Origin of the sequence: Streptosporangium sp. NPDC004379, from assembly GCF_042873875.1 — a bacterium.
In the GTDB taxonomy this organism is placed as follows: domain Bacteria; phylum Actinomycetota; class Actinomycetes; order Streptosporangiales; family Streptosporangiaceae; genus Streptosporangium.
This window is the reverse complement of sequence record NZ_JBIAMC010000001.1, coordinates 587,909-613,574: the sequence shown is the minus strand read 5'-3', so window position 1 is coordinate 613,574 and position 25,666 is coordinate 587,909. Positions and strand designations below refer to the sequence as shown.

Genomic DNA, 25,666 nt, shown 5'->3' with positions numbered 1-25,666 from the left:
GGGTGAGGAAGGAGGATCAGGCGGGCTCGCCCGTCACCTGCTCCTGCGCCTCCTCGGGGGAGGCCTCCAGGTCGTCGCTCGCGCTCGCCTGCATCGCCGACTGCTTGTCGAGGCGCACCCAGCTCGTCACGCTCTCCACGGCGAACAGCACGCCGAGATAGACGGTCAGCGCGGCCAGCACCCAGGTCAGCACGCCCAGCGCCGCGCCGGCGCCGATCAGCAGCAGCCGGATCTCCCAGCCCAGGCCCGCCCGGAACACCCAGTCGGGCGGCCAGATGCTCTGCCGGGTGCGGTACACCGTGTCGTAGGTGTGGTAGCCGATCACGTACAGCAGCACGTACATCAGCCACTTGGGCGCGTCGGCCGCCAGGCCGATCAGGATGATCGTGAGGAACTCGGTGGACCGGATCAGCGGCGGCAGCAGCCAGTCGATCCTGCCCAGGTGGTCGCGGGCCGCGGTCGGCAGCACGAGGACGAGCATCACCACCGGCGGGAGCAGCAGGACCGGGCCGTCCTTGAGGATCCCGGCCGCAGCCATCGCGATGATCGCGGCGAGCGCGGCGAGCGCGGCGGGCACCGCGGGCAGCCCGGGGCCGACCCTGCCGCGCAGCGCCGTCACCAGCGGGCCGTCGTCGCGGTAGGCGAGCAGCCGGGCGGTCTGGATGCGCAGCCGTTCCTCGTACGGGTCCGGGACGGGCGCGGTCTGCGGTTGGGTGATCATGCGAGCGACCTCATCAGACGTCCGGTGAGCGTGTAGGTGGCGGCGATGCCGCCCCAGATGATCAGCGTGATGAAGGTGATCCTGGCGTCGAAGAGGGCACTGACGATCGCGATGGCCGCGAAGCGCTCACCGATCGGGAAGACGATCATCTTGCGGGCCCAGTACACGGCGCGGTTCCGGCCGGCCCTGCTCCACATCCTCAGCAGCCCGCGGATGCCGCCGCTGCGCGCGAGACGGCGCTGCTCCAGCGCCAGGCGCAGGTCGGTGTCGGGGCTGATCGACAGGGGCATCGACGGCAGCGGCGACGGCGGCTTGCGCCGGTTGGCCGCGCCGAAGGAGAAGTCCAGCAGGTGCTTGGCGGACTGCAGGGCCAGCGCCACCAGCGCGAGCGTCCACACGTCGCCGACGCCGGACACGGCCGCGCCGACCGCCAGGCCCGCGAAGACCACGTACTCCTTGAAGCGGTCGAAGGTGGCGTCCAGCCACGCCCCGAGGACGCCGAACTTGCGGGCGTACCGGGCGACCTGGCCGTCCACGCAGTCGAACACGAACGCGAAGTAGATCAGGACGCCGCCTGCGATCATCCCGGCCCGCGCACCGGTGGCGAAGCACGCCGCCGCCGCCACGCCCAGGGCGATCGAGATCAGCGTGACCTGGTTCGGGGTGAGCCCGCGCCGGGCCGCCCAGCGGGCGATGAACCGCGAGTAGGTGCTGACGAAGTAGGTGGTGAAGAAGCCGTCGGCGCCCTTGACCGCGTTGTTCAGCCGGGCGCGGTCCTCGTCGAAGGTCGCCAGCTCGGCCACGGCCTCGTCGGCCTGCTCGGGCGAGGTGATCCGCCGGAAGAACAGGTCACGGCGGCCGCGGATGCCGACCGAGACGCCCCGCCGTACCAGGCCCAGGATCAGGAGCTGGACCAGGTCGTCCTCGGGGCCGAACAGGTGGGCCATGTCCGCCAGCTCGCGGGCGGCCTCGGCCAGCGTGGGCGCGTGCTTGCGGTGCAGGTGCAGCGGGCCGAGCGCGATGGCGTTGGGCCGGGTCACCGCGTGGAACGCCGAGCCGACCGAGACGACCCGGGACCTGGCGGCGCGCAGCCGGACCGGCAGGCCCTCGTACACCCGATCGCCGATCTCCGGCTCGGCCTCGGCGATCGGGACGTCCGGGACGATGAGATCGCCGTTCTCGTCCTCCTCGCGGTCCTCGCGGGGCTCCTTGGCGATCAGCGCCAGCGCGCCGCGCTTCGACTTGGTGATCTGGTAGATCAGCTCGTCGTGGATCAGCGAGTCGGCCGGGAGGATCAGCAGGTTCTCCTCGCCGTCCTCGACCGCGTCGGCCAGGGCGCGCAGGTCGCCGGCGAGATCCGCGGTCTCGACGAGCGTGCCGGGGAAGCCGCGGTAGGCCGGCGCGTCGGCGACGCGGGCGATCGTGACCGGCGCCGGGTCGAGGGAGGCGAGCTGTCCGTGCAGCTTGCCGATCACCGTGGGGCAGCCGGGGAGCGCGGGCAGCGTCAGCGCGGCGGGCGGCGCCGGCTGGCCGGGGACGTCATCGTGGCCGGGCGATGAACCCAGCAGGACCACGCGGGGCATGGCACCCTTTCGTGCGGGGGTGGGGGTGGAACATCAAGGCGGAGGGTACGCCGAGAGCCAAAGTTTAGTTAGTTTCAGGTGAACAACGTGCACTCGTGATCGTTCCGTGCCGATGAACCGGGTAGAACGGCCTTTCACCCCGGTCACCGCACTAAGCTGATCCGGTGAGTCTGTACCGTGACGAGGGCATCGTGCTGCGCACCCACAAGCTGGGCGAGGCCGACCGCATCGTCACCGTCCTGACCAGGCGCACCGGCAAGGTCCGCGGCGTCGCCAAGGGCGTCCGGCGCACCATGTCGCGCTTCGGCGCCCGGCTGGAGCCGTTCACCCACGTCGACCTCCAGCTGCACACCGGCCGCACCCTCGACGTGGTCACCCAGGCCGAGACGATCCACCCGTACGGCGAGGCGCTCGTCCACGACTACCCCCGCTACACCGCGGGCAGCGCGATGCTGGAGACCGCCGACCGGCTGATCATGGGGGAGAAGGAGCCCGCGCTCCGCCAGTTCCTGCTGCTGGTCGGAGGCCTGCGCACGCTCGGCTCCGGCGGGCACGAGCCCAGGCTGGTGCTCGACGCCTACTTCCTGCGCTCGCTGGCCGTCGCCGGCTACGCCCCGGCCCTGGAGGCGTGCGCCCGGTGCAAGGCCCCCACGGTGCGGGCGTTCGCCATCGTGGCCGGGGGAGTGGTGTGCGGCGCGTGCCGCCCGGCCGGCGCCGCGGTGCCCGCCGGGGAGACCATCGCCCTGATGAGCGCGCTGCTGAAGGGCGACTGGGCGACCGCCGACGCCTCCGAGGGGCGCCACCGCGCCGAATGCAGCGGCCTGGTCGCCGCGTATCTCCAATGGCACCTCGAACACGGAATACGCTCTCTTCGACACGTAGAAAGGGAGTCTGCAACGTGAACGTCCGCCCTCCGGCACCGCACCCCTCCGGAGCCATTCCGCCCCCCATCCCGCGCGACCTGGTGCCCCGGCACGTGGCGATCGTGATGGACGGCAACGGCCGGTGGGCCAAGCAGCGCGGGCTGCCGCGCACCGAGGGCCACAAGGCGGGCGAGGCGTCGCTCTTCGACGTCATCGAGGGCGCCATCGAGCTGGGCGTCCCGTACCTCTCGGCCTACGCCTTCTCCACCGAGAACTGGAAGCGCTCCCCTGACGAGGTGCGCTTCCTGATGGGCTTCAACCGCGACGTCATCCGCCGCCGCCGCGACCAGCTCCACGAGATGGGCGTGCGGGTCCGCTGGGCGGGCCGGCCGGGGCGGCTGTGGAAGAGCGTCATCGGCGAGCTGCAGGACGCCGAGCGGATGACCGAGCGCAACTCCACGCTGACCCTGCAGTTCTGCGTCAACTACGGAGGCCGCGCCGAGATCGTGGACGCCGCGGTCCGCCTGGCCGCCGACATCGCCGCCGGGCGCGTCAAGCCCGGCCGGGTCAATGAGACGACCTTCGCCCGCTACCTCGACGAGCCGGAGATCCCCGACGTCGACCTGTTCGTGCGGTCCTCCGGCGAGCAGCGCACCTCCAACTTCCTGCTCTGGCAGAGCGCCTACGCCGAGATGGTCTTCCTCAACCGCCTGTGGCCCGACTTCGACCGCCGCGACCTGTGGGAGGCGTGCGAGACCTACGCCAAGCGCGACCGCCGGTACGGCGGGGCGGTGCCCAACCAGGTCTGAGATCGAAAGGGGCGGCGGCTCCGCGCGGAGCCGCCCGAACGCGGTGACTCGGTGATCAGTCCGCCGGCGATGGGCCGATCCCGAGGACCGGCAGGCACTCATCGACGGCGACGAGTTCGATGTCGTCGCGCCGCCGCTCGTTCCACTGCTCGCGGGTCAGCCTCCACTGTCTGATCTCCGCCGGCTCACCGCGCCGGGTGTCCCAGGCGATGCCGTTCGGCACGTATCCCAGGGACTGGGAGACACGGTTCGAGGCATGGTTGTCGAAGAAGGCGTCGCTGCCCGCCTCACGGGCACCCAGCCCGGCGAAGGCCAGATGCAGCACCGCCTGGCGCATCTCCCTCCCCAGGCTGCCGCCCCGCGCGTCCGGACTGAGCCAGGAGAAGGTGGTGACCGTACCGAAAGTGGTGAAGTCGATGCCGATCAGGTCCTGCATGCCCACCGGCTCTCCGTCGATGACCACGACGAAGTACAGACGCCAGAAGCTCGGGCCGACCCTGCCGCGGCCGCGCCACACTCCCTGCAGCCAGCCCCACTCGCGTTCCGGGCTCTCCTCGTAGAGCGACATCGGATCGTCGAAGGGCCACGGAGGCTTTGTGGCCACGCCTTTGCGGACCGTTGGGACCAGGCGTTCCAGGAGTTCGTCCGTGGCCCCGGACAGTGTCAGGCGGGGCGTGTGCACCTGCACGTTCAGAGGAGGATAAGCGGACAGACGCGAAGCGGTCCTCACCATGTACGTCACCCTATGAACCGGCGAATGCGGCGCGCATCCCATATTCGGTCCGGAGCCCGAACACGGTGTTTCCCGGGCGGAGACCCGCAGTCGGGGAGCTCCCGGTTGAATGGGGGAGTCGGATCGGGCCACGAAGGCCCGAAGGGTCGGGGAACGCCGCGCCGGAGGTGGGCGATGACCGTCAGGATCGAGCGGGACGGGCCGGTGACGACCGTGGTTCTGTCCCGGCCCGAGGCGCGCAACGCCGTGGACGGGCCCACCGCCACGGCCCTGGCCGACGCGTTCCGTGAGTTCGACGCCGATCCGGGCGCGTCGGTGGCCGTGCTGTGGGGCGAGGGCGGCACGTTCTGCGCCGGTGCCGATCTCAAGGCCGTCGGCACCGCGCGGGGCAATCGGGTGGCGCCCGGAGGCGACGGGCCGATGGGTCCGACCCGGATGCGGCTCACCAAGCCGGTGATCGCGGCCGTCGCGGGGTACGCGGTGGCCGGTGGGCTGGAGCTGGCGCTCTGGTGTGACCTGCGGGTGGCCGAGGAGGACGCGGTGTTCGGGGTCCTCTGCCGCCGCTGGGGCGTGCCGCTGGTCGACGGTGGCACCGTACGGCTGCCGCGGCTGGTCGGGACGGGCCGCGCGATGGACATGATCCTCACCGGCCGGCCGGTGGCCGCCCTGGAGGCACTGGACATGGGCCTGGTCAACCGGGTGGTCCCGGCCGGCCGGGCACGCGCGGCCGCCGAGAGCCTCGCCGCCGACCTGGCGCGTCTCCCACAGGACTGCATGCGCGGCGACCGCATGTCGGTGCTGGAACAGGAGGGGCTGAGCGAGGAGGAGGCCATGGAGGGCGAACTGGCCCATGGGTTGGAGGTCCTGCCGGGCATCGTTACGGGCGCCGCGCGTTTCATCGCGGGGGAGGGCCGTCACGGGAGCTTCGGCGCGAGCTGAGCCCCGCCCCGGACGGCGCTTCACCGTTCTCGTCCGCCCCGCCTTTCGGGTGCTCCCGCGGAGCCGTCCGCCGTGAAGCCGATCGCCGGAGCCGTTCCCGCGGCGTCACCCGCCGCGAGGGCGCCCGGAGGAGGTCAGGCGCGGCGGCGGGCGCGGTAGGCGGCGACGTGCATGCGGTTGCCGCAGGTGCGGCTGTCGCAGTAGACACGTGAGCGGTTGCGCGACTCGTCCAGGAAGAAGTGGTCGCAGTCGGGGGCCGAGCAGCTCCGCAGGCGCTCCCACTCGTCCTCGACGAGCAGGTGGGCCAGGGCGACGCCGAGGTCGGCCGACAGTCGCTCGGCGAGCGACACGCCCGGCGCGAAGTAGTGGATGTGCAGGGGGTGGCCGTCGTGCTCGGCCAGGGCCGCGGTGATCCTGGTGCCGCCGAGCAGCGTGTTCAGCCGGATGATCACGGTTGCCCGGTCGGGGGCGGTGATGACCCGGTGGAAGGACTCGCGCAGGGCCCGGACCTCGGTCAGGTCGGCGGCGCGCAGCCTGCCGACGTTGCTCACCTGTTGACGTTCCACGAACTCGCCGAGCGTCCGCAGATCGCCCAGCCCTTCCTCGCCGTTGACGGTGGGCGAGGTGTTGATCAGATCGATCATGGTGGCGAGTGAGCACAGCATGTCATGTGCGAATGGCATGTTGACTCCTGTTATATGTGGTTTTCGCGGGAACGCGTACGGCGACCGGCCGTCTCGGAAGCGTATCCCGCGAACGGTCCCGCGGGGGCATCTCGCCGGACGGGCGCCGCGGGCCGGACGGGAGCGGACGCGACGGGAACCGCGGACCGGCCGGAAGCGGACCCGCCGGGAACCGCGGACCGGTCGGGAGCGGACCGGTCAGGAGCGGGCCGCCGTTCCCGTCGTTCCCGCCGCCTTCGCCGCCGAGCAGGCGCCGCAGGTGCCGAAGACCTCGACCGTGTGGGTGACCTCGGTGAAGCCGTGCTCGGCCCCGACCGCCTCGGCCCACCGCTCCACCACGGGCCCGGCCACCTCGACCGTCCGCCCGCAGACGCGGCAGACCAGGTGGTGATGGTGGTCGCCGCTGGCGCAGGCGCGGTAGACGGACTCCCCGTCGTCCGTCCGGAGCATGTCGACCTGGCCGCCGTCGGCGAGGTTCTGCAGCGCCCGGTAGACCGTGGTCAGGCCGATCTTCGCGCCCTGCGCGCGCATCTCGGCGTACACGTCCTGGGCGCTGCGGAACCCCTCGCTGCTGCGGAGGACTGCGTGTACGGCATCGCGCCTGTTGCTCATGGCGTGGACTCCTGTGATCGGCTGCGGCGTACGAATCTACCGAGCCCCAGGGCGAGGACGAACCCCGCGAGGGCGACCACCACGATGATCGCACCCGGCGGCACCTCCACGTAGAAGGACGAGGTGAGCCCGCCGACCGTGGCGAGCACCCCGAACACCATGGACAGCAGCATCGTGGCCCGGAACCCCCGGGTGAACTGCTGGCTCGTCGCCACCGGGACCACCATCAGCGCGCTGACCAGCAGCAGGCCCACCACCCGCATGGCGATGACCACGGTCAGCGCGGCGGTGACGGCGATCAGCAGGCTGAGGAAGCGCACCGGCAGGCCGCTGGCCCTGGCGACCTCCTCGTCCTGGCACAGCACGTACAGCTCGCGCCCGAAGACGGCGACCACGCCGAGCACGGCCGCGGCCAGCAGGCCGATCGCCCACACGTCCTGGGCGGTGACGCTGCTGATCGAGCCGAACAGGTAGGACATCAGTGTGGTGTTGCTGCCGCCCGGGGCCAGTGAGATGAGCAGCGCGCCTCCGGCGATGCCGCCGTAGAACAGCAGGGCGAGCGCCACGTCGCCGCTGGTCCTGCCGCGCGCCCGGACCAGCTCGATCGTCACGGCGCCCAGCACGGAGACCGCCACGGCGGTCAGCACGGGGGCGGTGCCGGTCAGGAAGCCGAGCGCCACGCCGGTCAGGGCGACGTGGCCGATGCCGTCACCGAGCAGGGCCAGGCGGCGCTGGACGATGAACGTGCCGATGGCCGGGGCGGCCAGGCCGACCAGCAGGGCCGCGATCAGCGCCCGCCGCATGAGGCCCAGGCTGAGCAGTTCGATCACGGCGTGGGCCTCCAGTCGAGCGTGCTCACGGGATTCTCCTCGGCGTGCGGGTGCACGTGGTCGTGGCCGGGCAGTGCGTGGGCGCCGACGGCGCGCGGCGGCGGGCCGTCGTGGCAGACGCAGCCGTCGCGCAGCACCACGGCGCGGGTGATCAGCGGCTCCAGGGGGCCCAGCTCGTGCGCGACCAGCAGAACCGTCCTGCCCTGGGCGACGAGCGTGGACAGGGTGTCGGCGAGGAGCTGCTGGCTGCCGGAGTCCACCCCGGCGGTGGGCTCGTCCATGACGTAGGTGTCGGGCTCCCCGGCCAGGGCGCGGGCGATCAGCACCCGCTGCTGCTGGCCGCCCGACAGGGCCTGGACCGGGTCGCTGGCCCGGTCGGCCAGGCCCACCACGGAAAGGGCCCGCTCGGTCGCCTCGCGGTCGGCCGCGCTCGTCCGGCGGAACCTCCGCTGCCGGGCGATCCTGCCGGAGGCGACGACCTCGCGGATGGTGGTCGGCACGCCGCCGCCCACCGACAGCCGCTGGGGCACGTAGCCGATCCGCCGCCAGTCGCGGAACCGGGCGGGCGGCCTGCCGTACAGGAGGGTGGTGCCGGCCGTCAGCGGGGTCAGGCCGAGCAGCGTGCGGATGAGGGTGGACTTGCCGGATCCGTTCGCGCCCAGCACGGACACGACCTCGCCGGGCTCGATGGTCAGGTCGACGCCGCGGAGCACCGGGCGGCGGTCCAGGCTCACCTGGCCGCCCTTCATGGCGAAAACGGTTTGGTCAGAGGTCACGATGGTCCTTCACGAGCAGCGGAGCGCCGCCTGGAGTGCGGTGAGGTTGCGGCGCATGGCGGAGGTGTAGTCGCCGCTCTCCGGCCGGCTCTCGATGGGGTCGAGGACGGCAGTCTTCGCGCCGACCTCGGTGGCGAGGACCTCGGCGACCTTGGGGCTGACGAGGCTCTCGGTGAAAATGGTAGTCACTTTCTCGCGCCGGGCCACCTCGGCCACCTGGGCGAGGCGGGCGGGGGCGGGCTCGGCGTCCGGGTTGACGCCGCTGACCCCGATCTGGCGGAGGCGGTAGCGGTCGGCGAGATAGGCGAACGCGGAGTGGCTGGTGACGATGGCGTCCGAGGCGCAGGTCCGCAGGCCCCGCGCCAGCTCGCCGTCCAGGGCGGTCAGCTCGGCCGCCACCTTGGCGGCGCGGTCCCGGTACCCCGGGGCGTGGGCGGGGTCGGCGGCGGCGAGCCGCTCGCCCAGCTTGGCGGCGACCGTCGCGAAGCGGGACGGGTCGAGCCAGATGTGCGGGTCGTAGGAGATCGGGGAGCCGTCCTCCCCGGCGTGCTCGTCACCGTGCTCGTCGCCGTGTTCGGCGGCGTGCTCCTCGGCCGTCTCCCCGGGGTGCTCGTCACCGTGCTCGTCGCCGGCGGTCGCGGGGAGGGTCCGTACCGTGGTCGCCGCGTCGAACCCCCGGTCGGCGGCGTGCTGCCCGACCGCCTCGTCCACCGCCGGCTGCACGCCCCTGATGTAGACGACCAGTCCGGTCTCCTCCAGCCGGGCCACCTGGATGGGCGACAGCTCCAGGTCGTGCGGCTCGACGCCGGGCTTGGCCAGGCCGGTGACGGCGATGTCGGGCCCGCCCACCCGCTCGGTCAGCCACTGCAGCGGGTACATGGCCGCGCTGACGCCGAACGCGTCTCCCGATCTCCCGGCGTCGGCCGAGCCGGAGCCGCAGGCCGCGGTGGTGGTGAGGAGGGTCGTGAGGGCGAGGGCGCCGGCGATATGCATGGGCATACGTCGGGAGAAGTCCGACTTCATGTCCATCAGTATGGACGAGAATGAAAATGATTGTCAAAATCAGGTTAGAAGGCCCCGAAACGGTCGGCGATCAGCAGGACCAGGAAGGTGATCAGCGCCACCCGCAGGACGCGCCCCTTCACCCCCAGCGACGGCCACGACATGTAGGCCAGCCAGGCGACGAACGCCAGTGCCGGCAGCACCGCGAGCCCGCCCCAGACGGACGGCACCGCGAAGCCGGCCAGGAGCAGCACCACCAGCAGCGCGGGCAGGATCCAGCGGGGGAGCCCGAACAGGAAGACCAGCGGCGCCGCGCTGCGCCGCTCGACCGTGCGCCGCAGGCCCGTGGCGCCCGGGGTGAGGAAGTGCTCGCCCGGCGGGAGCGGGCGGCCGCCCCGGGGGCGTCCTCGCTCCGGGGGGCGGCTTCTGGCCAGCGGGTGCGCGGGACGCTGGCTTCGTTTGTCGGCCACGGCCCGAGCCTAACGCCGCCCTCCCCGCGACGGCACGCGCGGCGCGGCCCTTCCCGCGCCGGTGTACGGCGCGGCCCTTCCGGTGGCACGTGCGGCGCCGCTCTTCCCGCGCCGGTGCGCGGTGCGGCCCTTCCGGGCGGCTCTGGCATGCTGGGCGGATGCTCGCAGTCATCCGCTACTCGGTGCCCGCCGCCCGGACCGGGGAGTTCCTGGCCCAGGCACACGACATCGCCGACACTCTGGCCGCCCAGCCCGGGCACATCAGGGGCCGGGTCGCCAGGTCGGTGGACGACCCGGAGCTGTGGGCGCTGGTCAGCGAGTGGGAGGGTGCCGGGTTCTACCGGCGGGCGCTGGGCGCGGCCCGGATGGCGATGTACCCGCTCATGACACTGATGATCAACGAGCCGAGCGCCTTCGAGGACGTCGCACGGGCCTGACGGGCCGCCGGGAACGTTCCCCCGGGCTTTTCACGGACAAGACGGACGTGCCGGTCCGTGCGGGCACCCGGCCCGCCCGGCTCCCCTAAGCTGGAGCCCAACGATTCCTCGCCGACCTCCAGCCGGATGGAGATTTTCCCTTATGGCACGCCGTACGGACATCATGGACACCATCGTCAGCCTCGCCAAGCGACGTGGTCTTGTCTATCCCTCCAGCGAGATCTACGGTGGCCTGCGCGCCTCCTGGGACTACGGCCCGCTGGGTGTGGAGCTCAAGAACAACGTCAAGCGCCAGTGGTGGAAGGCCGTGGTGCAGGGCCGTGACGACGTGGTCGGCCTCGACTCCTGCGTGATCCTGGCCCCCGAGGTGTGGCAGGCCAGCGGCCACGTCGAGACCTTCACCGATCCGCTCACCGAGTGCCAGTCGTGCCACAAGCGCTACCGCGCCGACCACCTCGAGGAGGCCTTCGAGGAGAAGCACGGCCACGCCCCGGAGCGCGGGCTCGCCGAGATCACCTGCCCCAACTGCGGCAACAAGGGCTCCTTCACCGAGCCCCGGCAGTTCAGCGGCCTGCTGAAGACCTACCTCGGCGCGGTCGAGGACGAGTCCGGCCTGGCCTACCTGCGGCCCGAGACCGCCCAGGGCATCTTCATCAACTACCTCAACGTGCAGCAGTCCGCGCGCAGGAAGGTCCCGTTCGGCATCGGCCAGATCGGCAAGTCGTTCCGCAACGAGATCACCCCGGGCAACTTCATCTTCCGCACCCGCGAGTTCGAGCAGATGGAGATGGAGTTCTTCGTCAAGCCCGGCAGCGACGAGGAATGGCACCAGTACTGGATCGACGAGCGCTACCGCTGGTACACCGACCTCGGCATCAACCCCGAGAACCTCCGGCTGTACGAGCACCCGCAGGAGAAGCTGTCCCACTACTCCAAGCGGACCGTCGACATCGAGTACCGCTTCAACTTCACCGGCAGCGAGTGGGGCGAGCTGGAGGGCGTCGCCAACCGCACCGACTTCGACCTGACCGCGCACGGCAAGGCCTCCGGCACCGACCTCAGCTTCTTCGAGCAGGAGACCGGTGAGCGCTACGTCCCGTACGTGATCGAACCGGCGGCCGGCGTCGACCGCGCCACGCTCACCTTCCTGCTCGACGCCTACACCGAGGACGAGGCGCCCAACGCCAAGGGCGTCATGGAGAAGCGCACGGTCATGCGCCTCGACCACCGCCTCGCCCCGGTCAAGGTGGCCGTGCTGCCGCTGTCGCGCAACGCCGACCTGTCGCCCAAGGCCCGCGACCTGGCGGCCGCGCTGCGCCGCCGCTGGAACGTCGACTTCGACGACGCGGGCGCGATCGGCCGCCGTTACCGCCGCCAGGACGAGATCGGCACGCCGTTCTGCGTCACCGTCGACTTCGACACCCTTGAGGACCAGGCGGTGACCATCCGCGAGCGCGACTCGATGGCCCAGGAGCGCGTGGCCCTCGACCAGGTCGACTCCTACCTCCGCAAGCACCTCAACGACTGACCCGCCGCCGGCCCGCCCGGCGTCCCGTCCCGTACGGCCCCCGCCTCCCGTGAGGCGGGGGCCGTACGCGTTCTCCGGCCTGTCATGGAATGCGCTTTCCGAACCTCGCGGCGCGGCTCCGGCGGCCCGTGAATGCCCGGTGAATTGGTTTATACCAATTGGTATAAACCAATTCACCGGCGGGCCGATATGGCGGTTTATTTGGCTCTCCTTTGGATTGGATTAGACCGTCGTATGCCCGCTGACATGCCGAAACGCACTGCATACCGATGGGTGACGTTTCATCATCTTTTTCATCGGTAGAGTCCCGAGTGAGGCGGTGACACACGTCGCTTGAAGTCGCAGAAGGAGCAGCCGTGCCCAAGTACGTTTACGACTTCACCGAGGGCAACAAAGATCTCAAAGATCTGCTCGGCGGTAAGGGGGCGAACCTGGCGGAGATGACCAACCTCGGCCTGCCGGTGCCCCCCGGCTTCACCATCACCACCGAGGCGTGCCGCCACTTCCTGACGGAGGGCGGGCTCCCGGACGGGCTGGAGGAGGAGGTCTCCGAGCACCTCTCGGCGCTGGAGGCGAAGATGGGCCGCCGCCTGGGGCAGGCGGACGACCCGCTGCTGGTCAGCGTGCGCTCCGGGGCCAAGTTCTCCATGCCGGGCATGATGGAGACCGTCCTCAACATCGGGCTGAACGACGAGTCGGTACACGGCCTGGCCAAGCAGGCCAGCGGCAACGAGCGCTTCGCCTGGGACTCCTACCGCCGCCTCATCCAGATGTTCGGCAAGACCGTCCAGGACATCGACGGCGAGCTTTTCGACGACGCGCTCGAGGAGCTCAAGGCCGGCCGCGACGACCTCGACCTGGAGGCCGCCGACTTCCAGCGCCTCGTCGAGACCTACAAGGGCATCGTCCGCGACCAGACCGGCGAGGAGTTCCCCGCCGACCCGCACCTTCAGATGCGCATGGCCGTCGAGGCCGTCTTCAGGTCGTGGAACGCCCCGCGCGCCATCCTCTACCGCCGCCAGGAACGCATCCCCGCCGACCTCGGCACCGCGGTCAACGTCTGCTCCATGGTCTTCGGCAACTGCGGCATGGACTCCGGCACCGGCGTGGCCTTCACCCGTGACCCCGGCACCGGCCACCAGGGCGTCTACGGCGACTACCTGCAGAACGCCCAGGGCGAGGACGTCGTCGCGGGCATCCGCAACACCCTGTCGCTGCAGGAGCTGGAGCGCATCGACAAGCCCGTCTACGACGAGCTCATGCAGATCATGGCGACGCTGGAGAACCACTACCGCGACCTGTGCGACATCGAGTTCACCGTCGAGCGCGGCAAGCTGTGGATGCTGCAGACCCGGGTCGGCAAGCGGACCGCCGGCGCGGCGTTCCGCATCGCCGTACAGCTCGTCGAGCAGGGACTGATCAGCATGGACGAGGCCGTCACCCGGGTCACCGGCGACCAGCTCGCCCAGCTCATGTTCCCCCGCTTCGCCGGGGACGCGGACGCCGAGCGGATCGCCAAGGGGATGAACGCCTCCCCGGGCGCGGCCGTCGGCAAGGCCGTCTTCTCCTCCGAGCGGGCCGTCGAGCTCGCGGGCAGGGGGGAGGACGTCATCCTGGTCCGCCGGGAGACCAACCCCGACGACCTGGCCGGCATGATCGCCGCCCAGGGGGTGCTGACCAGCCGCGGCGGCAAGACCTCACACGCGGCCGTGGTGGCCCGCGGCATGGGCAAGACCTGCGTCTGCGGCGCCGAGGAGCTGGAGGTCTCCGTCCAGGACCGCTCGTTCACCGCCCCCGGCGGCGTCGTGGTCTCCGAAGGAGACGTCATCTCCATCGACGGCTCCACCGGCGCGGTCTACCTCGGCGAGGTGCCCGTGGTGGACTCCCAGGTCGTGGAGTACTTCGAGGGTTCGGGCGACCACGAGGACGAGCTGGTGCGGGCGGTGGACCGCGTCATGCGGCACGCCGACGAGAAGCGACGGCTGGAGGTGCGGGCCAACGCCGACAACGCCGAGGACGCCGCCCGCGCCCGCCGGTTCGGCGCCCAGGGCATCGGGCTGTGCCGTACCGAGCACATGTTCCTCGGCGACCGGCGGCAGCTCGTCGAGGAGCTGATCCTGGCCGAGACCGACGCCGAGCGCGAGCGCGCGCTGGAGGCGCTCCGCCCGCTGCAGCAGGGCGACTTCGTGGAGCTCTTCCGGGAGATGAAGGGCCTGCCGGTCACGATCCGCCTGCTCGACCCGCCGCTGCACGAGTTCCTGCCCGACTGCACCGAGCTGTCGGTGAAGGTCGCCCTCGCCGGGGACCAGGCGGAGGAGAAGGACCTCAAGGTGCTCGCCGCGGTCAAGCGGCTGCACGAGCAGAACCCGATGCTGGGCCTGCGCGGCGTACGGCTCGGCCTGGTCATCCCCGGACTGTTCGCCATGCAGGTCCGGGCGATCGCCGAGGCGGCCAAGGCCGTCGAGGGGACCCGCGCGGAGATCATGATCCCGCTCGTCGCCGCCGTGCAGGAACTGGAGAACGTCCGGGACGAGGCGCGGGCGATCCTCGCCGAGACCGGCGTCGAGGCCCTGGTCGGCACGATGATCGAGGTGCCGCGGGCGGCGCTGACCGCCGGGCAGATCGCCGAGGCCGCCGAGTTCTTCTCCTTCGGCACCAACGACCTGACCCAGATGACCTGGGGCTTCTCCCGCGACGACGTCGAGGCCGCGTTCTTCTCCCGCTACCTGGAGCTGGGCGTCTTCGGCGTCTCCCCGTTCGAGTCGCTGGACCGCGACGGCGTCGGCCGGCTCGTACGGCTCGCCTCCGAGGAGGGCCGCCGGACCCGTCCCGACATCAAACTCGGCATCTGCGGCGAGCACGGCGGCGACCCCGACTCCATCCACTTCTGCCACGAGAGCGGGCTGGACTACGTCTCCTGCTCGCCGTTCCGCATCCCGGTGGCCCGGCTGGAGGCGGGCCGCGCCGCCCTGGTCGGCGGGGACTCCGACACCCGCTGACCCCCCGGGAGGCCGGGAGGAGCCGGACGGAACCGGGGACCGGACGGAACCGGGGACCGGAAGGGGAGACCTGGCCGGAAAGGGGCGGCCGGGCCGGGAGGTCCAGCGCCTGAGAGGTCCGGCAGGCGGGGTCCCGCGAGACGCGGGACCCCGCCCGCCGGGCCGCCGCCGGCGCGGCATCCGAGGTTTTCCCATAGTTCGGAATGGATTGGCGGACGCCGGATAAAATCACTGCACTTATGCACGGTTACGAGGAGCATGACCAGGCCAGATGGGTGCCGGAACCCCCCGGCAACCCGGAGCGAGGGCCGTTCGAGCGCGATCGGGCGCGGGTACTGCACAGCGCGGGCCTGCGACGGCTGGCCGCCAAGACCCAGGTGGTCGGGCCGGGCGAGACCCTCGGCAGCGGGCAGCACATCCCCCGCACCCGGCTGACCCACTCGCTGGAGTGCGCGCAGATCGGCCGGGAGATGGGGCAGGCGCTCGGCCGCGACCCCGACCTCATGGAGACCGCCTGCCTGGCCCACGACCTCGGTCACCCCCCGTTCGGGCACAACGGGGAGGCCGCGCTCGACGAGATCGCCGCCCCGTGCGGGGGGTTCGAGGGCAACGCGCAGAGCCTGCGCCTGCTGACCCGGCTGGAGGCCAAGGTCCTCACCGAGGACGGCCGCAGTGCCGGGCTCAACCTCACCCGGGCCTCCCTGGACGCCACGATCAAGTATCCCTGGACGCGCCGGACGAGCCCCAAGTACTGCGCCTACGACGAGGACCTGCCCGTCTTCACCTGGATCAGGGAGGGCGCCCCCGAGCGGCGGGTCAGCTTCGAGGCCCAGATCATGGACTGGGCCGACGACGTCGCCTACTCCGTGCACGACCTGGAGGACGCCCTGCACGCCGGGGACGTCGTGCTCGCGGCCCTGCGCGACCCCGCCGAGCGCCGCGAGGTGTGCGTGACCACCGCCTCCTGGTACGCCCCGGACGCCGACCCCGGCGAGCTGGAGCACGTCTTCACCCGCCTGGTGGCCCGGCCGATCTGGCCCCGTCACTTCGACGGCTCCCTCGGCGACCTCGCCGCGCTCAAGGCCCTGACCAGCGAGCTCATCGGTCACCTGTGCCGGTCCGCGCAGGTCGCCACCCGAGAGGCGTACGGCCCGGCCGCGGGCCGCCACGAGGCCGCCCTCATCGTGCCGAGGGTCACCCGGCTGGAGTGCGCGGTGCTGAAGGGGCTCACCGCCCACTATGTGATGACCCGCGACGTCCACCATGCCAACCAGGCCAGGCAGCGCGAGCTCATCCGCGGTCTGGCCGACCTGATCATGCGGGGCGCCCCGGAGACGCTGGAACCCGCGCTGCGGGCGGCCTTCGTCAAGGCGGCCGACGACGCCGGGCGGCTACGGGTGGTCGTCGACCAGGTCGCCTCGCTGTCGGACACCGCGGCCGTCACCTGGCACCGGCGCCTGGAGGACGGGGCCCGCTGACCGGCGCGGGCCGCGGCCTCACCCGGCCACGCCGCCCGCTCCCCCGGTCACGCCGCACGGCCGGTCGCACGGGGCCGCACGGCCGGCCGGTCGCACGGGGCGGGACGGCCGGGCCGTACGGAGGTCAGCCGCCGCTGAGCGTGCCCACCGTGATGTGCTTGTCGTCGGGCCGCGGCGGGCGCTCGGTGGGCTTGGACTTCGGCTTCGGCTTCGAGGCGCACAGGGTCGCGCACCTGGGCGTCGCGCCGGTCCGGTTCCTGACGGCCGTCATCTCGTCACGCGGGGACAGGGTGCGGTTGCCGTTCAGCCAGGCGTCCAGGTAGTTCCACGGGTTGACCATGCCGCGCCGTACCCACCAGAGCGACGGGTCGGTCTTCCACGAGATCGCGAAGTAGAGGTTGCTGGCCGTGGAGCGGGCGTTGCCCGAGTTGCCGACCTGGCCGAGGATCTGGCCGGCGGTCACCCGCCGGCCGGGGACGATCCCCGGGGCGACCCGCTCCAGGTGGCCGCCGAGGTAGCGCACGCCGTCGTCGCCGATGACGGTCACGAAGCGGCCCTCGCGGTCGGCGCCCCGGTCGGTGGAGGCCGACCACCGGTTCTTGACGTTGACCTCGTCGACCACGCCGTTCACCGGGGAGACGAACGAGCAGCCCTTGGCGGCCCAGACGGTGGTCTTGGGCAGCACGAGGAGCTGGCTCTGGTAGGTCACCCGGCATCCCTGGACGGGGAAGGAGTAGGTGAAGTCGGAGAGCCTGGGCGGTGGCACCTGCACCGGCTCGTCGGCCTTGGGACGCCGCACCGTCTGTGGCGGCACCCGGGGGACGGGCGTCCCCGTGGCCGCCGGCGCCGGGCTCCCGGTCGCCGTGACGGCCGGGGTCTCCGGGGTGGCCGTCGCCGTCGCGGCGACCGCCTGGGAAAGGGCGGCGGGCCGCGCGCTGACGCTCGTCACCCCGCCGGCCGAGCCGCAGGCCCCGGTGACGAGCACCGCGCCGGTCACGGCGGCCAGTCGTGCTTTGTGCCCCGATCGCATGATCTCCACCCGCGTAACCTATCGAGAAACAGCCCTTACATTTGTAACCGACCTCATTGCCCGTCATGACCGATTCGGGAAAGTCAGCCTCCTCGCGGCCCCCTTGCGGCTTCCTCGCGGCCCTGCCGCGATCCCACCGGGGTCCCATCACGGCCCCGTCGCGGCCCCATCACGGCCCCGCCGCGGCTCCGTCGCGGAGACGCCATGGAGACGCCCCCGGGGGGCGCCGTGGAGACGCCACGGGGACGCCTCGGGGAGGCCCTCGGGGACGCCGACCTGTCGGGGCGCCCGACTAGACTCGCGGCGTGGCAGGCCGGATCAGTGACGACGACATCGCGCTCGTGCGTGAGCGCTCCCCGATCGCCGACATCGTGGGCGAGCACATCCAGCTCCGCAACGCGGGTGGCGGCAACCTGAAGGGGCTGTGCCCCTTCCATGACGAGAAGAGCCCGTCGTTCAACGTCACGCCCGCCCGCGGCTACTGGTACTGCTTCGGCTGCGGCGAGGGCGGCGACGCCATCACCTTCGTCCGGCGGCTGGAGCACCTGTCGTTCGCCGAGGCCGTCGAGCGGCTGGCGAACCGCGCGGGCATCCAGCTCCGCTACGAGCAGGGGGGATACGTCCCCGGCCGGGAGCAGGGCGAGCGCAGCCGGCTGATCGAGGCGCACCGGGCGGCGGCGGAGTTCTACGCCTCCAAGCTGGCCGCCCCCGAGGCGGCGGCCGGGCGCAGGTTCCTGTCGGAGCGCGGGTTCGAGCGGGCCGACGCCGAGCACTTCGGCGTGGGATACGCCCCCGCCGAGTGGGAGGCGCTCACCCGGCACCTGATGTCCCGCGGGTTCACCGCCGCCGAGCTGGTCAAGGGAGGGCTGGCCAAGGAGGGGCGCCGGGGCCCGATCGACCGGTTCCGCGGGCGGCTCATCTGGCCGATCCGCGACATCACCGGCGACGTCATCGGCTTCGGCGCGCGCAAGCTCAACGACGCCGAGGACGGCCCGAAATACCTCAACACCCCCGAGAGCCCCCTCTACAAGAAGAGCGAGGTCCTGTACGGCGTCGACCTCGCCAAGCGGGAGATCTCCCGGCGGTCCCAGGCGGTGATCGTCGAGGGCTACACAGACGTGATGGCCTGCCACCTGTCGGGCGTGCCGACGGCGGTGGCGACCTGCGGCACCGCGTTCGGCGCCGAGCACATCAAGGTGCTGCGGCGGCTGCTGCTCGACCAGGCGGGCTCCCACGGTGAGGTGATCTTCACCTTCGACGGCGACGCGGCCGGCCAGAAGGCGGCGCTGCGGGCCTTCGCCGACGAGCAGAAGTTCGTCACCCAGACCTTCGTGGCCGTGCAGCCCGACGGCCTCGACCCGTGCGACCTGCGCACCGGGCACGGCGAGGCCGCGGTGCGCGAGCTGATCGCCTCCCGCGAGCCGCTGTTCGCGTTCGCGATCCGCAGCGTGATCTCCCGCTACGACGTGACGACCAACGAGGGCCGGCTGTCCGCCCTGGACGCCGCCGCGCCGATCGTGGCCGGCATCAAGGACCGTGCCCTGCGCCAGCTGTACGCCGTCGACCTCGACCGGTGGCTGGGCTTCAACAACGAGCGGTTCGTCATGGACCGCATCGCCGAGATCTCCGTCTCCGCCGACCGGCAGCAGCAGCGGGCCCAGCGGCCCGCCGGGCCGAGGAAGGTCGCCGACCTCACCGATCCGGCCGTGCGGACCGAGGCGGAGATCCTGAAGCTGGCCGTACAGCGTCCCGCGCTGCTCGGACCCGGGTTCGACGCGGTCGGCGCGGAGGCGTTCACGCTGCCCGAGCACGCCGCCCTGCACAAGCTGATCGTCGACGCCGGGGGCGCGGCCGCCGCCGGGCCGGGCGGCCGCGAGTGGGTCGACCGCCTGCTCGCCGGGGCGCCCGACGACCTGCGCGGTACGGTGACCCGCTTCGCCGTGGAGGAGCTGCGCGCCGGCGTGGGGATCGAGGAGCGCTACGCCTCGGCCATGCTGGCCGCCCTGGAGCTCATCTCGGTGTCCCGGGAGATCGAGCGGCTGAAGTCGCGGATGGAGCGGACCAACCCGGTCGAGGAGCAGCAGGAGTACAACCGCCTGTTCGGCGAGCTGGTCGCGATGGAGCAGCAGCGGCGCGTGCTGCGGGAACGCGCCGCGGGAAGCTGAAGCGTAATGGTCTTTGATTTCCATGCCGTCATTAGGTCAAACCCTAATGAGGTCTCGATTCGATAATGATCGCGGCCTTACCTTCGGTTACAAAAATGGGTCTGCCATTTTGACTGCCTAATACAGCAGACTGTCTCCCGTGGGTGCATCGGTGCTGCCAAGCGGGCCGCCAGCGGTAGACCAGGTGGCCGACCTCGTCGCAAAGGGAAGAGAGCGCGGAAGCGTCACGGTCGAGGACGTGGCCGCCGCTCTCGACAGATCAGAGCTGCCGTCCGACGCGCTCGAACGCGTCGTGCGCATGCTCGCCGAACAGGGAGTGGAGGTCCTCGAGCCCCAGGGCGACGAGGAGCCGAGCCGCCCGGATGAGGAGGACGTCGGCAAACGCGCGCCGACCAGCGATCTCGTCCGCATCTACCTGCGGGAGATCGGCCGGGTGCCGCTTCTCACCGCCGAGGAGGAGGTGGAGCTCGCCAAGTCGATCGAGGCCGGGTTGTTCGCCGAGGACAAGCTGACCAGTGCCGCCTCGCGCCTGGCCTTCCCGGAGTTCCGGGAGCTCGTCTGGGAGGGCAACCGCGCCAAGCAGCGCCTCATCGAGGCGAATCTGCGGCTCGTCGTCTCGATAGCCAAAAGATATGTCGGCCGCGGGATGCTGTTCCTGGACCTTATCCAGGAGGGCAACCTCGGACTCATCCGGGCGGTCGAGAAATTCGACTACACCAAGGGTTACAAGTTCTCCACGTACGCCACGTGGTGGATTCGCCAGGCGATCACACGGGCGATCGCCGACCAGGCGCGCACCATTCGCATTCCGGTGCACATGGTCGAGACGATCAACAAGCTCGTCCGGGTCCAGCGCCAGCTCCATCAGGACCTCGGCCGCGAGCCCGCGCCCGAGGAGATCGCGCTGGAGATGGACCTCCCGATCGAGCGGGTGATCGAGATCCAGCGCATCGCCCAGGAGCCCGTCTCACTGCAGTCGCCGATCGGGGAGGAGGACTCCGACCTCGGAGACTTCATCGAGGACGCCGACGCCGTCGTGCCGATGGAGGCGGCCGCCTTCATCATGCTGCAGGACCAGCTCGACGACATCCTCGCGACGCTGTCCGAACGTGAGCAGCGCATCATCCAGCTGCGCTTCGGCCTGGCCGACGGCCACCCCCGCACACTGGAGGAGGTCGGCCGGGAGTTCGGCGTGACGCGGGAGCGGATCCGCCAGATCGAGTCCAAGACCCTGGCCAAGCTCCGCCATCCGACCCGCGCCCAGATGCTCCGCGACTACCTCGACTGAGCGTCCGGCGGGACATCCGTACGGCGAAGGCCCCGGGAGCGACCTCAGCTCCCCGGGGCCTTCGCCGTTCCCGCGGCCCTTCCAGGACTTCCCGCAGCCGTTTCCAGGGCGTCCCGGCGCGGCCCCGGGAATCCGGTGCGGCCCCGGGCGTCCCGTGCGGCCTCGGGCGTCCCGGAGCGGTCCCGGGGGCTCCCGGCACGGCTTCGGGCGGGCCCGTGCGGCCCGGCCCGCCGGCGGCGGAGCAACGGGTCGGTAGCCGATCCGAACCTTGTTCTCCTCGTCGATGCGGGAGCAGACTGGGCGAATGGAAGCGCGGCCCGCGTTGGACAACGGCGCGCTCGGGCGTGAGGCGTGGTCCGTGCTCGGTGCGAACCGGACGGGCTCCTGCACCGTGCCCGCACCCGGCCTCTACCCGCACCAGTGGAACTGGGACACGGCCTTCGTCGTCGCGGGCCTGGCCCGCTGGGACACCCGCCGGGCCGGCGCGGAGCTGCTCGGCCTGATGGAGGGCCAGTGGCGCACCGGCATGGTGCCGCACATCGTCTTCCACCCCTCCCACGCCTCCCACGCCGAGACGTACTTCCCCGGCCCCGCCTTCTGGCGGTCGCGGGACCACCCCGCCTCCCCGCGCCGGGTGCCCACCTCCGGACTGACCCAGCCGCCGTCGCAGGCCCTGGCCCTCTGGTGGGTGTGGCGGCACGCGACGGACCGCGACGAGGCCGCGGCGCTGGTCCGCCGGGTCCACCCGATGCTGGTCGCGCAGCACGACCACATCGCCGCCACCCGGGACCTCGGCGGGGGAGGGCTGGCGGCGATCGTGCACCCCTGGGAGTCGGGGATGGACGACAGCCCCGTCTGGGACGCCCCGCTGGACGCGCTGCCGCCCCTGCACCCCGCCTACCGGGGCCGGGAGCCGCACGGTGAGCCCCACGGTGAGCCCCACGGTGAGCCCCACGGTGAGCCACAGACCGGCCACCACGACCGCTACGTCTGGCTGGCCTCCCGCTACCGCGACTCCGGCTACGACCCCGCATACCTGCACGACCACCCCTTCGCGGTCGAGGATCCGATGTTCAACGGGATCTGGCTGGCCTCCTGCGAGGCGCTCGCCGAACTGGCGCCGGTGGCGGGGGCCGACCCCGCGCCGCACCGGGAGGCGGCGGAGCGGATCCGCGCGGCGCTGCTGGAACGCCTCTGGTTCGACGGCCTCTTCCATGCCCGCGACCTGCGGTCCGGACGGCTCAGCCCGGTCTGCGCGGTCGGTTCCTTCGGCCCCCTGCTCGATCCGGGGCTGCCGTCCGACCGGGTGGACACGCTGGTGGGAGTGCTGGAGTCGCCCAGGTTCATGGGCGCCGCGGGGTACCCGGTGCCGAGCTGCGAGATCCGCTCCCCGCAGTTCGACCGCTCCCGCTACTGGCGGGGACCGTCCTGGGTGATCACCAACTGGCTGCTGCTGCGGGCGGCCGACGCGCACGGCCGTACCGAGCTGGCCCGGTTGCTGGCCGCCGGGACCCTGCGCCTGGTACGGCAGGCGGGCTTCCGCGAGTGCTTCGACCCCTTCGACGGCAGCGGCCGGGGCAGCCGTGACTTCTCCGCCTCGGCCGCCCTCACCCTCGACCTGCTCGCGGATAACGTGGCCGTATGAAGCTCTTCAACCGCATGCCCGCCGAGGTCCGCGAGGCCGTCACACCGCCCGACCGGGTGCTCACCTACGCCGAGGGGCCGGACGGCCACGTCATCGCCACCGACCGGGCGCTCTACATCCGGGGGACCAGGCTGCCGTGGTTCCGGGTGGACCGGGGGGTGTGGGACGAGGAGGGCCTGACGGTGGTCACAACGTCGGGCGAGGAGCACCGGGCGCTGCTGCCCGAGCCCGGCCGTGTCCCGGAGACGGTGCGGGAGCGGGTGACCGCCTCGATCGTGGTGAGCCGGTACGCCCCGCTGGACGCGCGCGGGGGAGTGCGGCTGGTGGCCAGGAAGACCGACGACGACCGGACGGTCTGGGAGTTCGTCTTCGACAGCGGCATGGACCCCGACGACCCGGGCCTGCGGGCCCTGGCCGAGCAGGCGCTGGAGGAGGCCCGCCGCAGCTTCGGCGTCTGACGGCGGGCCGGGGGACTCCTGCCCCGGACACGACGAAGGCCCCCGGGAAAGGGGCCTTCGTCGTGCTCGTGCACCTCGCGGGTCAGTAGGGTCCGGCCGCGGCCTGGCTCTCCTTCTGCGGCCAGCCGGTGCCCGCTTCGTCGTGCTCACCGATCTGCGAGCCGTTCTCGGACTGCAGGAAGGGGAGCTTGTTCTTGGCCACGTCGCCGACCTTGGTCCTGGCGATGTCGGTGGCCTTCGAGACACGCGCGCCGACCAGACCGGCGGCCTCCTGTACGGCGGGGCTGTCGGCCACCCGCTCGGCCATGCGCTTGATCTGCTCGTAGCGCTGCCGTCCGGCCCTGCTTCCCAGGACGTAGCCCACGGCGAGCCCTGCCCCGAACATCAGTCGATACATCTCAACCTCCACATCCGCGCTTCGCGAGAACCCCCTACCCATGGACGGGCGGTCCTCTCCGACCTACCCGCGAGCTTCGATGCGACACACACTCTCAGAGTGCGCTAATCTATTCCTGCGCCGAGAGGAGCGGGGAAAACCTCCCCCCTGACCAGCGCAAAGCGACGATCCCGTGTAGCTCAATCGGCAGAGCAGCCGGCTGTTAACCGGCAGGTTATAGGTTCGAGTCCTATCGCGGGAGCCAACGAAGGCCCCGGGAGTCCGCTCCCGGGACCTTCCGCGTTCCCGTGTCCCGGCCACCTGAAAGCCGATCACCTCGCCTGTCCTGAGCCCGGCCACGCCGGTCTCCCACCGCTGCCACGACCGCCACGACAAAACGGGGCTGAGACGGGACCGAGGCGGGACCGAGGCGGGGCCGCGCCCGGCATCCGTCCACCACCCCGACGCCCTGGAGCGGTCACGCGGCCGGTGGCCCGTCCCGGAGGGGTGACCGGCCGGGCGGTAGGTTCTGTCACGCGCGCCCCCGCCCGGGAGACCGCGGCGCCCGGAACGGAAGGAAGGCCATGTACGTCCCCGCCCACTTCGCTCCCGACGCCGACGCCGTACGCGACCTCCTGGCCGCTCCGGGTGCGGCGGACCTGGTCACCGTGACCCCGGCCGGGCTCCTCGCGACGTTCCTGCCCTTCGTGTACGAGCCGGACGCCGGTCCGCACGGGGCGCTGCTCGGTCACCTCGCCCGCAACAACGACCAGTGGCGGCAGCCCGCCGAGGGCGAGGCCCTGGTCATCGTCCGGGGCCCGGACGCCTACGTCACGCCCTCGTGGTACGCGTCGAAGGCCGAGCACGGGCGCGTGGTGCCGACCTGGAACTACGTCACCGCGCACGTCCACGGCCGGCTGGTCGTCCACGACGACCCGGTCTGGACGGAGTCGGTGGTCCGCAGGCTCACCGAGCTGCACGAGGCCGGGAACGACCCGGCCTGGTCGGTGGACGACGCCCCCGCGAAGTTCGTCGCCGGTCAGCTGCGGGCCGTCGTCGGGGTCGAGGTGGTCATCAGCCGCGTCGAGGCGAAGTTCAAGCTCAGCCAGAACCGGCCGGGGCCGGACATCGACGGTGTCATCGCCGGGCTGGAGGAGCGGGGCGACGCCGGGAGCGCCGCCGCCGTACGCGCCGCCCGGCCCCGGTGACCGGGCGGCGCCGGACCCCACGGGTCCGGGGCGGTGCGGGGCCCCGCCGGTCCGGATGGCGGGGCCGTGCCGTCCGGCGGGTGGTGTTGCGGGCCTGAGCAGAACATGATTCGGTGTTCTGGCCGGGCCCGTGCCCGGCGACGGGAGGCGCGCCCCCCGGAGGGCGTTCCCGGCGGGCGTCTCCCGGCCCGGGAGACGTTCCGGTGCGGACGGCCGGCGGAGGGGATGGGCGGGACATGGCGGATCCGGTGCTGTCGTCGATCGACGGGAGCGTGCTGACGCTGACGTTCAACCGGCCCGACCGCCTCAACGCGTGGACCCACGCGATGGGGCGCCGCTACTTCGACCTGCTCGCCGAGGCGGAGCGGGATCCGGCGGTCCGGGTGGTCGTCGTGACCGGCGCGGGCCGGGGCTTCTGCGCGGGCGCGGACTTCGAGGACCTCACCGCGGTCCTGGACGGCTCCCACCGCTGGGAGGGCGAGCCCGACCGGCGCTCCGTCACCCTCCCGGCCACGCTCGGCAAGCCCGTCATCGCCGCGGTCAACGGAGCCTGCGCCGGGCTCGGCATGGTCTGCGCACTCGCCTGCGACCTGGTCTTCACCGCGGACGAGGCGAAGTGGACCACCGCCTTCGCCCGGCGCGGCCTGATCGCCGAGTACGGCCTGTCCTGGATCCTGCCCCGGCTGGCCGGCCAGGCGCGGGCCATGGACCTGCTGCTGTCCGGCCGTACGTTCACCGGGGCCGAGGCGTACGGGCTGGGGCTGGTCAGCCGCTCGGTGCCGGGGGAGGGCCTCATGGCGGAGACCGCGGCCTACGCCCGCGAGCTGGCGCTCCACAGCTCGCCGGCGTCGATGGCCGTGATGAAGCGCCAGATCCGGGGCGACTGGAACCGGAGCCTGGAGGAGGCCGAGGCCGACGCGGTCCGGCTGATGGCCGAGTCGTTCGGCCGTCCCGACGTCACCGAGGGCGTGGCGGCCTTCCTGGAGCGCCGCCCGCCCGCCTTCCCGCCGCTCCCGCCCTCATGAGGCACCCC

Annotated in this window: 24 protein-coding genes and 1 tRNA gene; 14 read left to right on the top strand and 11 right to left on the bottom strand. The window is 72.0% G+C overall.

Annotated features, from left to right (window positions below):
• Nucleotides 1-16 precede the first annotated feature (16 nt).
• On the bottom strand, nt 17-721 hold the full coding sequence (locus ACFYSC_RS02695) for a DUF5941 domain-containing protein (RefSeq protein ID WP_389955611.1): 705 nt from the start codon (nt 719-721) through the stop codon (nt 17-19).
• Nucleotides 718-2,304: a CDP-alcohol phosphatidyltransferase family protein gene (locus ACFYSC_RS02690; RefSeq protein ID WP_389955608.1), complete on the bottom strand. Its 1,587-nt coding sequence runs from the start codon at nt 2,302-2,304 to the stop codon at nt 718-720. Before ACFYSC_RS02690 ends, ACFYSC_RS02695 begins: the two co-directional genes overlap by 4 nt.
• A 164-nt stretch (nt 2,305-2,468) precedes the next feature.
• On the opposite strand from ACFYSC_RS02690, the gene recO reads away from it, so the two are divergent.
• Nucleotides 2,469-3,206 (top strand): DNA repair protein RecO, encoded by a 738-nt coding sequence (recO, locus tag ACFYSC_RS02685; protein ID WP_389955605.1) that lies wholly within the window; start codon nt 2,469-2,471, stop codon nt 3,204-3,206.
• Complete coding sequence (locus ACFYSC_RS02680) at nt 3,203-3,976, top strand: isoprenyl transferase (protein WP_362928466.1); 774 nt, start codon at nt 3,203-3,205, stop codon at nt 3,974-3,976. Before recO ends, ACFYSC_RS02680 begins: the two co-directional genes overlap by 4 nt.
• A gap of 55 nt (nt 3,977-4,031) precedes the next feature.
• On the opposite strand, the gene ACFYSC_RS02675 is transcribed toward ACFYSC_RS02680, so the two are convergent.
• On the bottom strand, nt 4,032-4,709 hold the full coding sequence (locus tag ACFYSC_RS02675; protein WP_389955601.1) for a GNAT family N-acetyltransferase: 678 nt from the start codon (nt 4,707-4,709) through the stop codon (nt 4,032-4,034).
• A gap of 174 nt (nt 4,710-4,883) precedes the next feature.
• Here ACFYSC_RS02675 and ACFYSC_RS02670 point away from each other — a divergent pair, with 174 nt between their 5' ends.
• Nucleotides 4,884-5,648, top strand: coding sequence for a crotonase/enoyl-CoA hydratase family protein (locus tag ACFYSC_RS02670; RefSeq protein WP_389955599.1), 765 nt, complete (start codon nt 4,884-4,886; stop codon nt 5,646-5,648).
• A 134-nt stretch (nt 5,649-5,782) separates the two neighbouring features.
• Here ACFYSC_RS02670 and ACFYSC_RS02665 read toward each other — a convergent pair whose 3' ends face one another.
• The 6 genes from ACFYSC_RS02665 to ACFYSC_RS02640 all read right to left on the bottom strand — a co-directional run bounded on the left by ACFYSC_RS02665 (nt 5,783) and on the right by ACFYSC_RS02640 (nt 10,021).
• Nucleotides 5,783-6,331: a CGNR zinc finger domain-containing protein gene (locus ACFYSC_RS02665; protein WP_389955597.1), complete on the bottom strand. Its 549-nt coding sequence runs from the start codon at nt 6,329-6,331 to the stop codon at nt 5,783-5,785.
• A 198-nt stretch (nt 6,332-6,529) separates the two neighbouring features.
• The gene (locus ACFYSC_RS02660) at nt 6,530-6,943 is read right to left on the bottom strand and encodes a Fur family transcriptional regulator (protein WP_389955594.1); all 414 of its coding nucleotides are present in this window, start codon (nt 6,941-6,943) and stop codon (nt 6,530-6,532) included.
• Entirely contained in the window at nt 6,940-7,773 is an 834-nt protein-coding gene (locus tag ACFYSC_RS02655; protein WP_386150273.1) for a metal ABC transporter permease, read from the bottom strand. Before ACFYSC_RS02655 ends, ACFYSC_RS02660 begins: the two co-directional genes overlap by 4 nt.
• Nucleotides 7,770-8,549, bottom strand: coding sequence for a metal ABC transporter ATP-binding protein (locus ACFYSC_RS02650; RefSeq protein ID WP_389955592.1), 780 nt, complete (start codon nt 8,547-8,549; stop codon nt 7,770-7,772). The genes ACFYSC_RS02655 and ACFYSC_RS02650 overlap by 4 nt, the downstream gene beginning before the upstream one ends.
• A 9-nt stretch (nt 8,550-8,558) precedes the next feature.
• The gene (locus ACFYSC_RS02645) at nt 8,559-9,548 is read right to left on the bottom strand and encodes a metal ABC transporter substrate-binding protein (protein ID WP_389955588.1); all 990 of its coding nucleotides are present in this window, start codon (nt 9,546-9,548) and stop codon (nt 8,559-8,561) included.
• A gap of 68 nt (nt 9,549-9,616) precedes the next feature.
• Nucleotides 9,617-10,021 carry a DUF6703 family protein gene (locus tag ACFYSC_RS02640; protein WP_389955585.1) on the bottom strand — a complete coding sequence of 135 codons (405 nt, stop codon included), beginning with the start codon at nt 10,019-10,021 and terminating at the stop codon, nt 9,617-9,619.
• Nucleotides 10,022-10,179: 158 nt separating this feature from the next.
• On the opposite strand from ACFYSC_RS02640, the gene ACFYSC_RS02635 reads away from it, so the two are divergent.
• From ACFYSC_RS02635 to ACFYSC_RS02620, 4 genes are all read left to right on the top strand, one after another.
• Nucleotides 10,180-10,458 carry an antibiotic biosynthesis monooxygenase family protein gene (locus ACFYSC_RS02635; protein ID WP_389955583.1) on the top strand — a complete coding sequence of 93 codons (279 nt, stop codon included), beginning with the start codon at nt 10,180-10,182 and terminating at the stop codon, nt 10,456-10,458.
• A 142-nt stretch (nt 10,459-10,600) separates the two neighbouring features.
• Complete coding sequence (locus ACFYSC_RS02630) at nt 10,601-11,986, top strand: glycine--tRNA ligase (RefSeq protein WP_362928480.1); 1,386 nt, start codon at nt 10,601-10,603, stop codon at nt 11,984-11,986.
• 356 nt (nt 11,987-12,342) lie between these two features.
• Nucleotides 12,343-14,985 carry a pyruvate, phosphate dikinase gene (gene ppdK, locus ACFYSC_RS02625; protein WP_389955579.1) on the top strand — a complete coding sequence of 881 codons (2,643 nt, stop codon included), beginning with the start codon at nt 12,343-12,345 and terminating at the stop codon, nt 14,983-14,985.
• A gap of 239 nt (nt 14,986-15,224) precedes the next feature.
• Complete coding sequence (locus ACFYSC_RS02620; protein WP_389955576.1) at nt 15,225-16,463, top strand: deoxyguanosinetriphosphate triphosphohydrolase; 1,239 nt, start codon at nt 15,225-15,227, stop codon at nt 16,461-16,463.
• 124 nt (nt 16,464-16,587) lie between these two features.
• Here the strand turns inward: ACFYSC_RS02620 and ACFYSC_RS02615 are convergent, their stop codons facing one another.
• Nucleotides 16,588-17,493: a M23 family metallopeptidase gene (locus ACFYSC_RS02615; protein ID WP_389956323.1), complete on the bottom strand. Its 906-nt coding sequence runs from the start codon at nt 17,491-17,493 to the stop codon at nt 16,588-16,590.
• Nucleotides 17,494-17,798: 305 nt separating this feature from the next.
• Here ACFYSC_RS02615 and dnaG point away from each other — a divergent pair, with 305 nt between their 5' ends.
• The 4 genes from dnaG (at nt 17,799) to ACFYSC_RS02595 (ending at nt 23,049) form a co-directional block, all read left to right on the top strand.
• Nucleotides 17,799-19,658: a DNA primase gene (gene dnaG / locus ACFYSC_RS02610; RefSeq protein ID WP_389955573.1), complete on the top strand. Its 1,860-nt coding sequence runs from the start codon at nt 17,799-17,801 to the stop codon at nt 19,656-19,658.
• Nucleotides 19,659-19,842: 184 nt separating this feature from the next.
• A complete protein-coding gene (gene rpoD / locus ACFYSC_RS02605) occupies nt 19,843-20,946 on the top strand; it encodes an RNA polymerase sigma factor RpoD (protein ID WP_389955572.1) in 1,104 nt (367 codons plus the stop codon).
• 304 nt (nt 20,947-21,250) lie between these two features.
• Nucleotides 21,251-22,591 carry a hypothetical protein gene (locus ACFYSC_RS02600; RefSeq protein WP_389955569.1) on the top strand — a complete coding sequence of 447 codons (1,341 nt, stop codon included), beginning with the start codon at nt 21,251-21,253 and terminating at the stop codon, nt 22,589-22,591.
• Nucleotides 22,588-23,049, top strand: coding sequence for a hypothetical protein (locus ACFYSC_RS02595; protein WP_389955566.1), 462 nt, complete (start codon nt 22,588-22,590; stop codon nt 23,047-23,049). The genes ACFYSC_RS02600 and ACFYSC_RS02595 overlap by 4 nt, the downstream gene beginning before the upstream one ends.
• A gap of 82 nt (nt 23,050-23,131) precedes the next feature.
• Here the strand turns inward: ACFYSC_RS02595 and ACFYSC_RS02590 are convergent, their stop codons facing one another.
• Nucleotides 23,132-23,446 carry a YtxH domain-containing protein gene (locus ACFYSC_RS02590; RefSeq protein ID WP_389955563.1) on the bottom strand — a complete coding sequence of 105 codons (315 nt, stop codon included), beginning with the start codon at nt 23,444-23,446 and terminating at the stop codon, nt 23,132-23,134.
• 168 nt (nt 23,447-23,614) lie between these two features.
• Here ACFYSC_RS02590 and ACFYSC_RS02585 point away from each other — a divergent pair.
• The 3 genes from ACFYSC_RS02585 (at nt 23,615) to ACFYSC_RS02575 (ending at nt 25,658) form a co-directional block, all read left to right on the top strand.
• Nucleotides 23,615-23,690: transfer RNA gene (locus tag ACFYSC_RS02585), tRNA-Asn, on the top strand.
• Between the two features lie 319 nt (nt 23,691-24,009).
• On the top strand, nt 24,010-24,633 hold the full coding sequence (locus ACFYSC_RS02580) for an FMN-binding negative transcriptional regulator (protein WP_389955561.1): 624 nt from the start codon (nt 24,010-24,012) through the stop codon (nt 24,631-24,633).
• Between the two features lie 236 nt (nt 24,634-24,869).
• Complete coding sequence (locus ACFYSC_RS02575; RefSeq protein WP_389955558.1) at nt 24,870-25,658, top strand: enoyl-CoA hydratase-related protein; 789 nt, start codon at nt 24,870-24,872, stop codon at nt 25,656-25,658.
• Nucleotides 25,659-25,666: the final 8 nt, after the last annotated feature.

Coding starts and splice junctions, on each gene's coding strand:
- ACFYSC_RS02615 (WP_389956323.1), bottom strand. CDS start 17,493: ATGCGATCGGGGCACAAAGCACGACTGGCCGCCGTGACCGGCGCGGTG.
- ACFYSC_RS02665 (WP_389955597.1), bottom strand. CDS start 6,331: ATGCCATTCGCACATGACATGCTGTGCTCACTCGCCACCATGATCGAT.
- ACFYSC_RS02600 (WP_389955569.1), top strand. CDS start 21,251: ATGGAAGCGCGGCCCGCGTTGGACAACGGCGCGCTCGGGCGTGAGGCG.
- ACFYSC_RS02580 (WP_389955561.1), top strand. CDS start 24,010: ATGTACGTCCCCGCCCACTTCGCTCCCGACGCCGACGCCGTACGCGAC.
- ACFYSC_RS02670 (WP_389955599.1), top strand. CDS start 4,884: ATGACCGTCAGGATCGAGCGGGACGGGCCGGTGACGACCGTGGTTCTG.
- ACFYSC_RS02645 (WP_389955588.1), bottom strand. CDS start 9,548: ATGCCCATGCATATCGCCGGCGCCCTCGCCCTCACGACCCTCCTCACC.
- ACFYSC_RS02635 (WP_389955583.1), top strand. CDS start 10,180: ATGCTCGCAGTCATCCGCTACTCGGTGCCCGCCGCCCGGACCGGGGAG.
- ACFYSC_RS02630 (WP_362928480.1), top strand. CDS start 10,601: ATGGCACGCCGTACGGACATCATGGACACCATCGTCAGCCTCGCCAAG.
- ACFYSC_RS02675 (WP_389955601.1), bottom strand. CDS start 4,709: ATGGTGAGGACCGCTTCGCGTCTGTCCGCTTATCCTCCTCTGAACGTG.
- ACFYSC_RS02620 (WP_389955576.1), top strand. CDS start 15,225: ATGCACGGTTACGAGGAGCATGACCAGGCCAGATGGGTGCCGGAACCC.
- ACFYSC_RS02590 (WP_389955563.1), bottom strand. CDS start 23,446: ATGTATCGACTGATGTTCGGGGCAGGGCTCGCCGTGGGCTACGTCCTG.
- ACFYSC_RS02595 (WP_389955566.1), top strand. CDS start 22,588: ATGAAGCTCTTCAACCGCATGCCCGCCGAGGTCCGCGAGGCCGTCACA.
- ACFYSC_RS02575 (WP_389955558.1), top strand. CDS start 24,870: ATGGCGGATCCGGTGCTGTCGTCGATCGACGGGAGCGTGCTGACGCTG.
- ACFYSC_RS02695 (WP_389955611.1), bottom strand. CDS start 721: ATGATCACCCAACCGCAGACCGCGCCCGTCCCGGACCCGTACGAGGAA.
- ACFYSC_RS02690 (WP_389955608.1), bottom strand. CDS start 2,304: ATGCCCCGCGTGGTCCTGCTGGGTTCATCGCCCGGCCACGATGACGTC.
- ACFYSC_RS02660 (WP_389955594.1), bottom strand. CDS start 6,943: ATGAGCAACAGGCGCGATGCCGTACACGCAGTCCTCCGCAGCAGCGAG.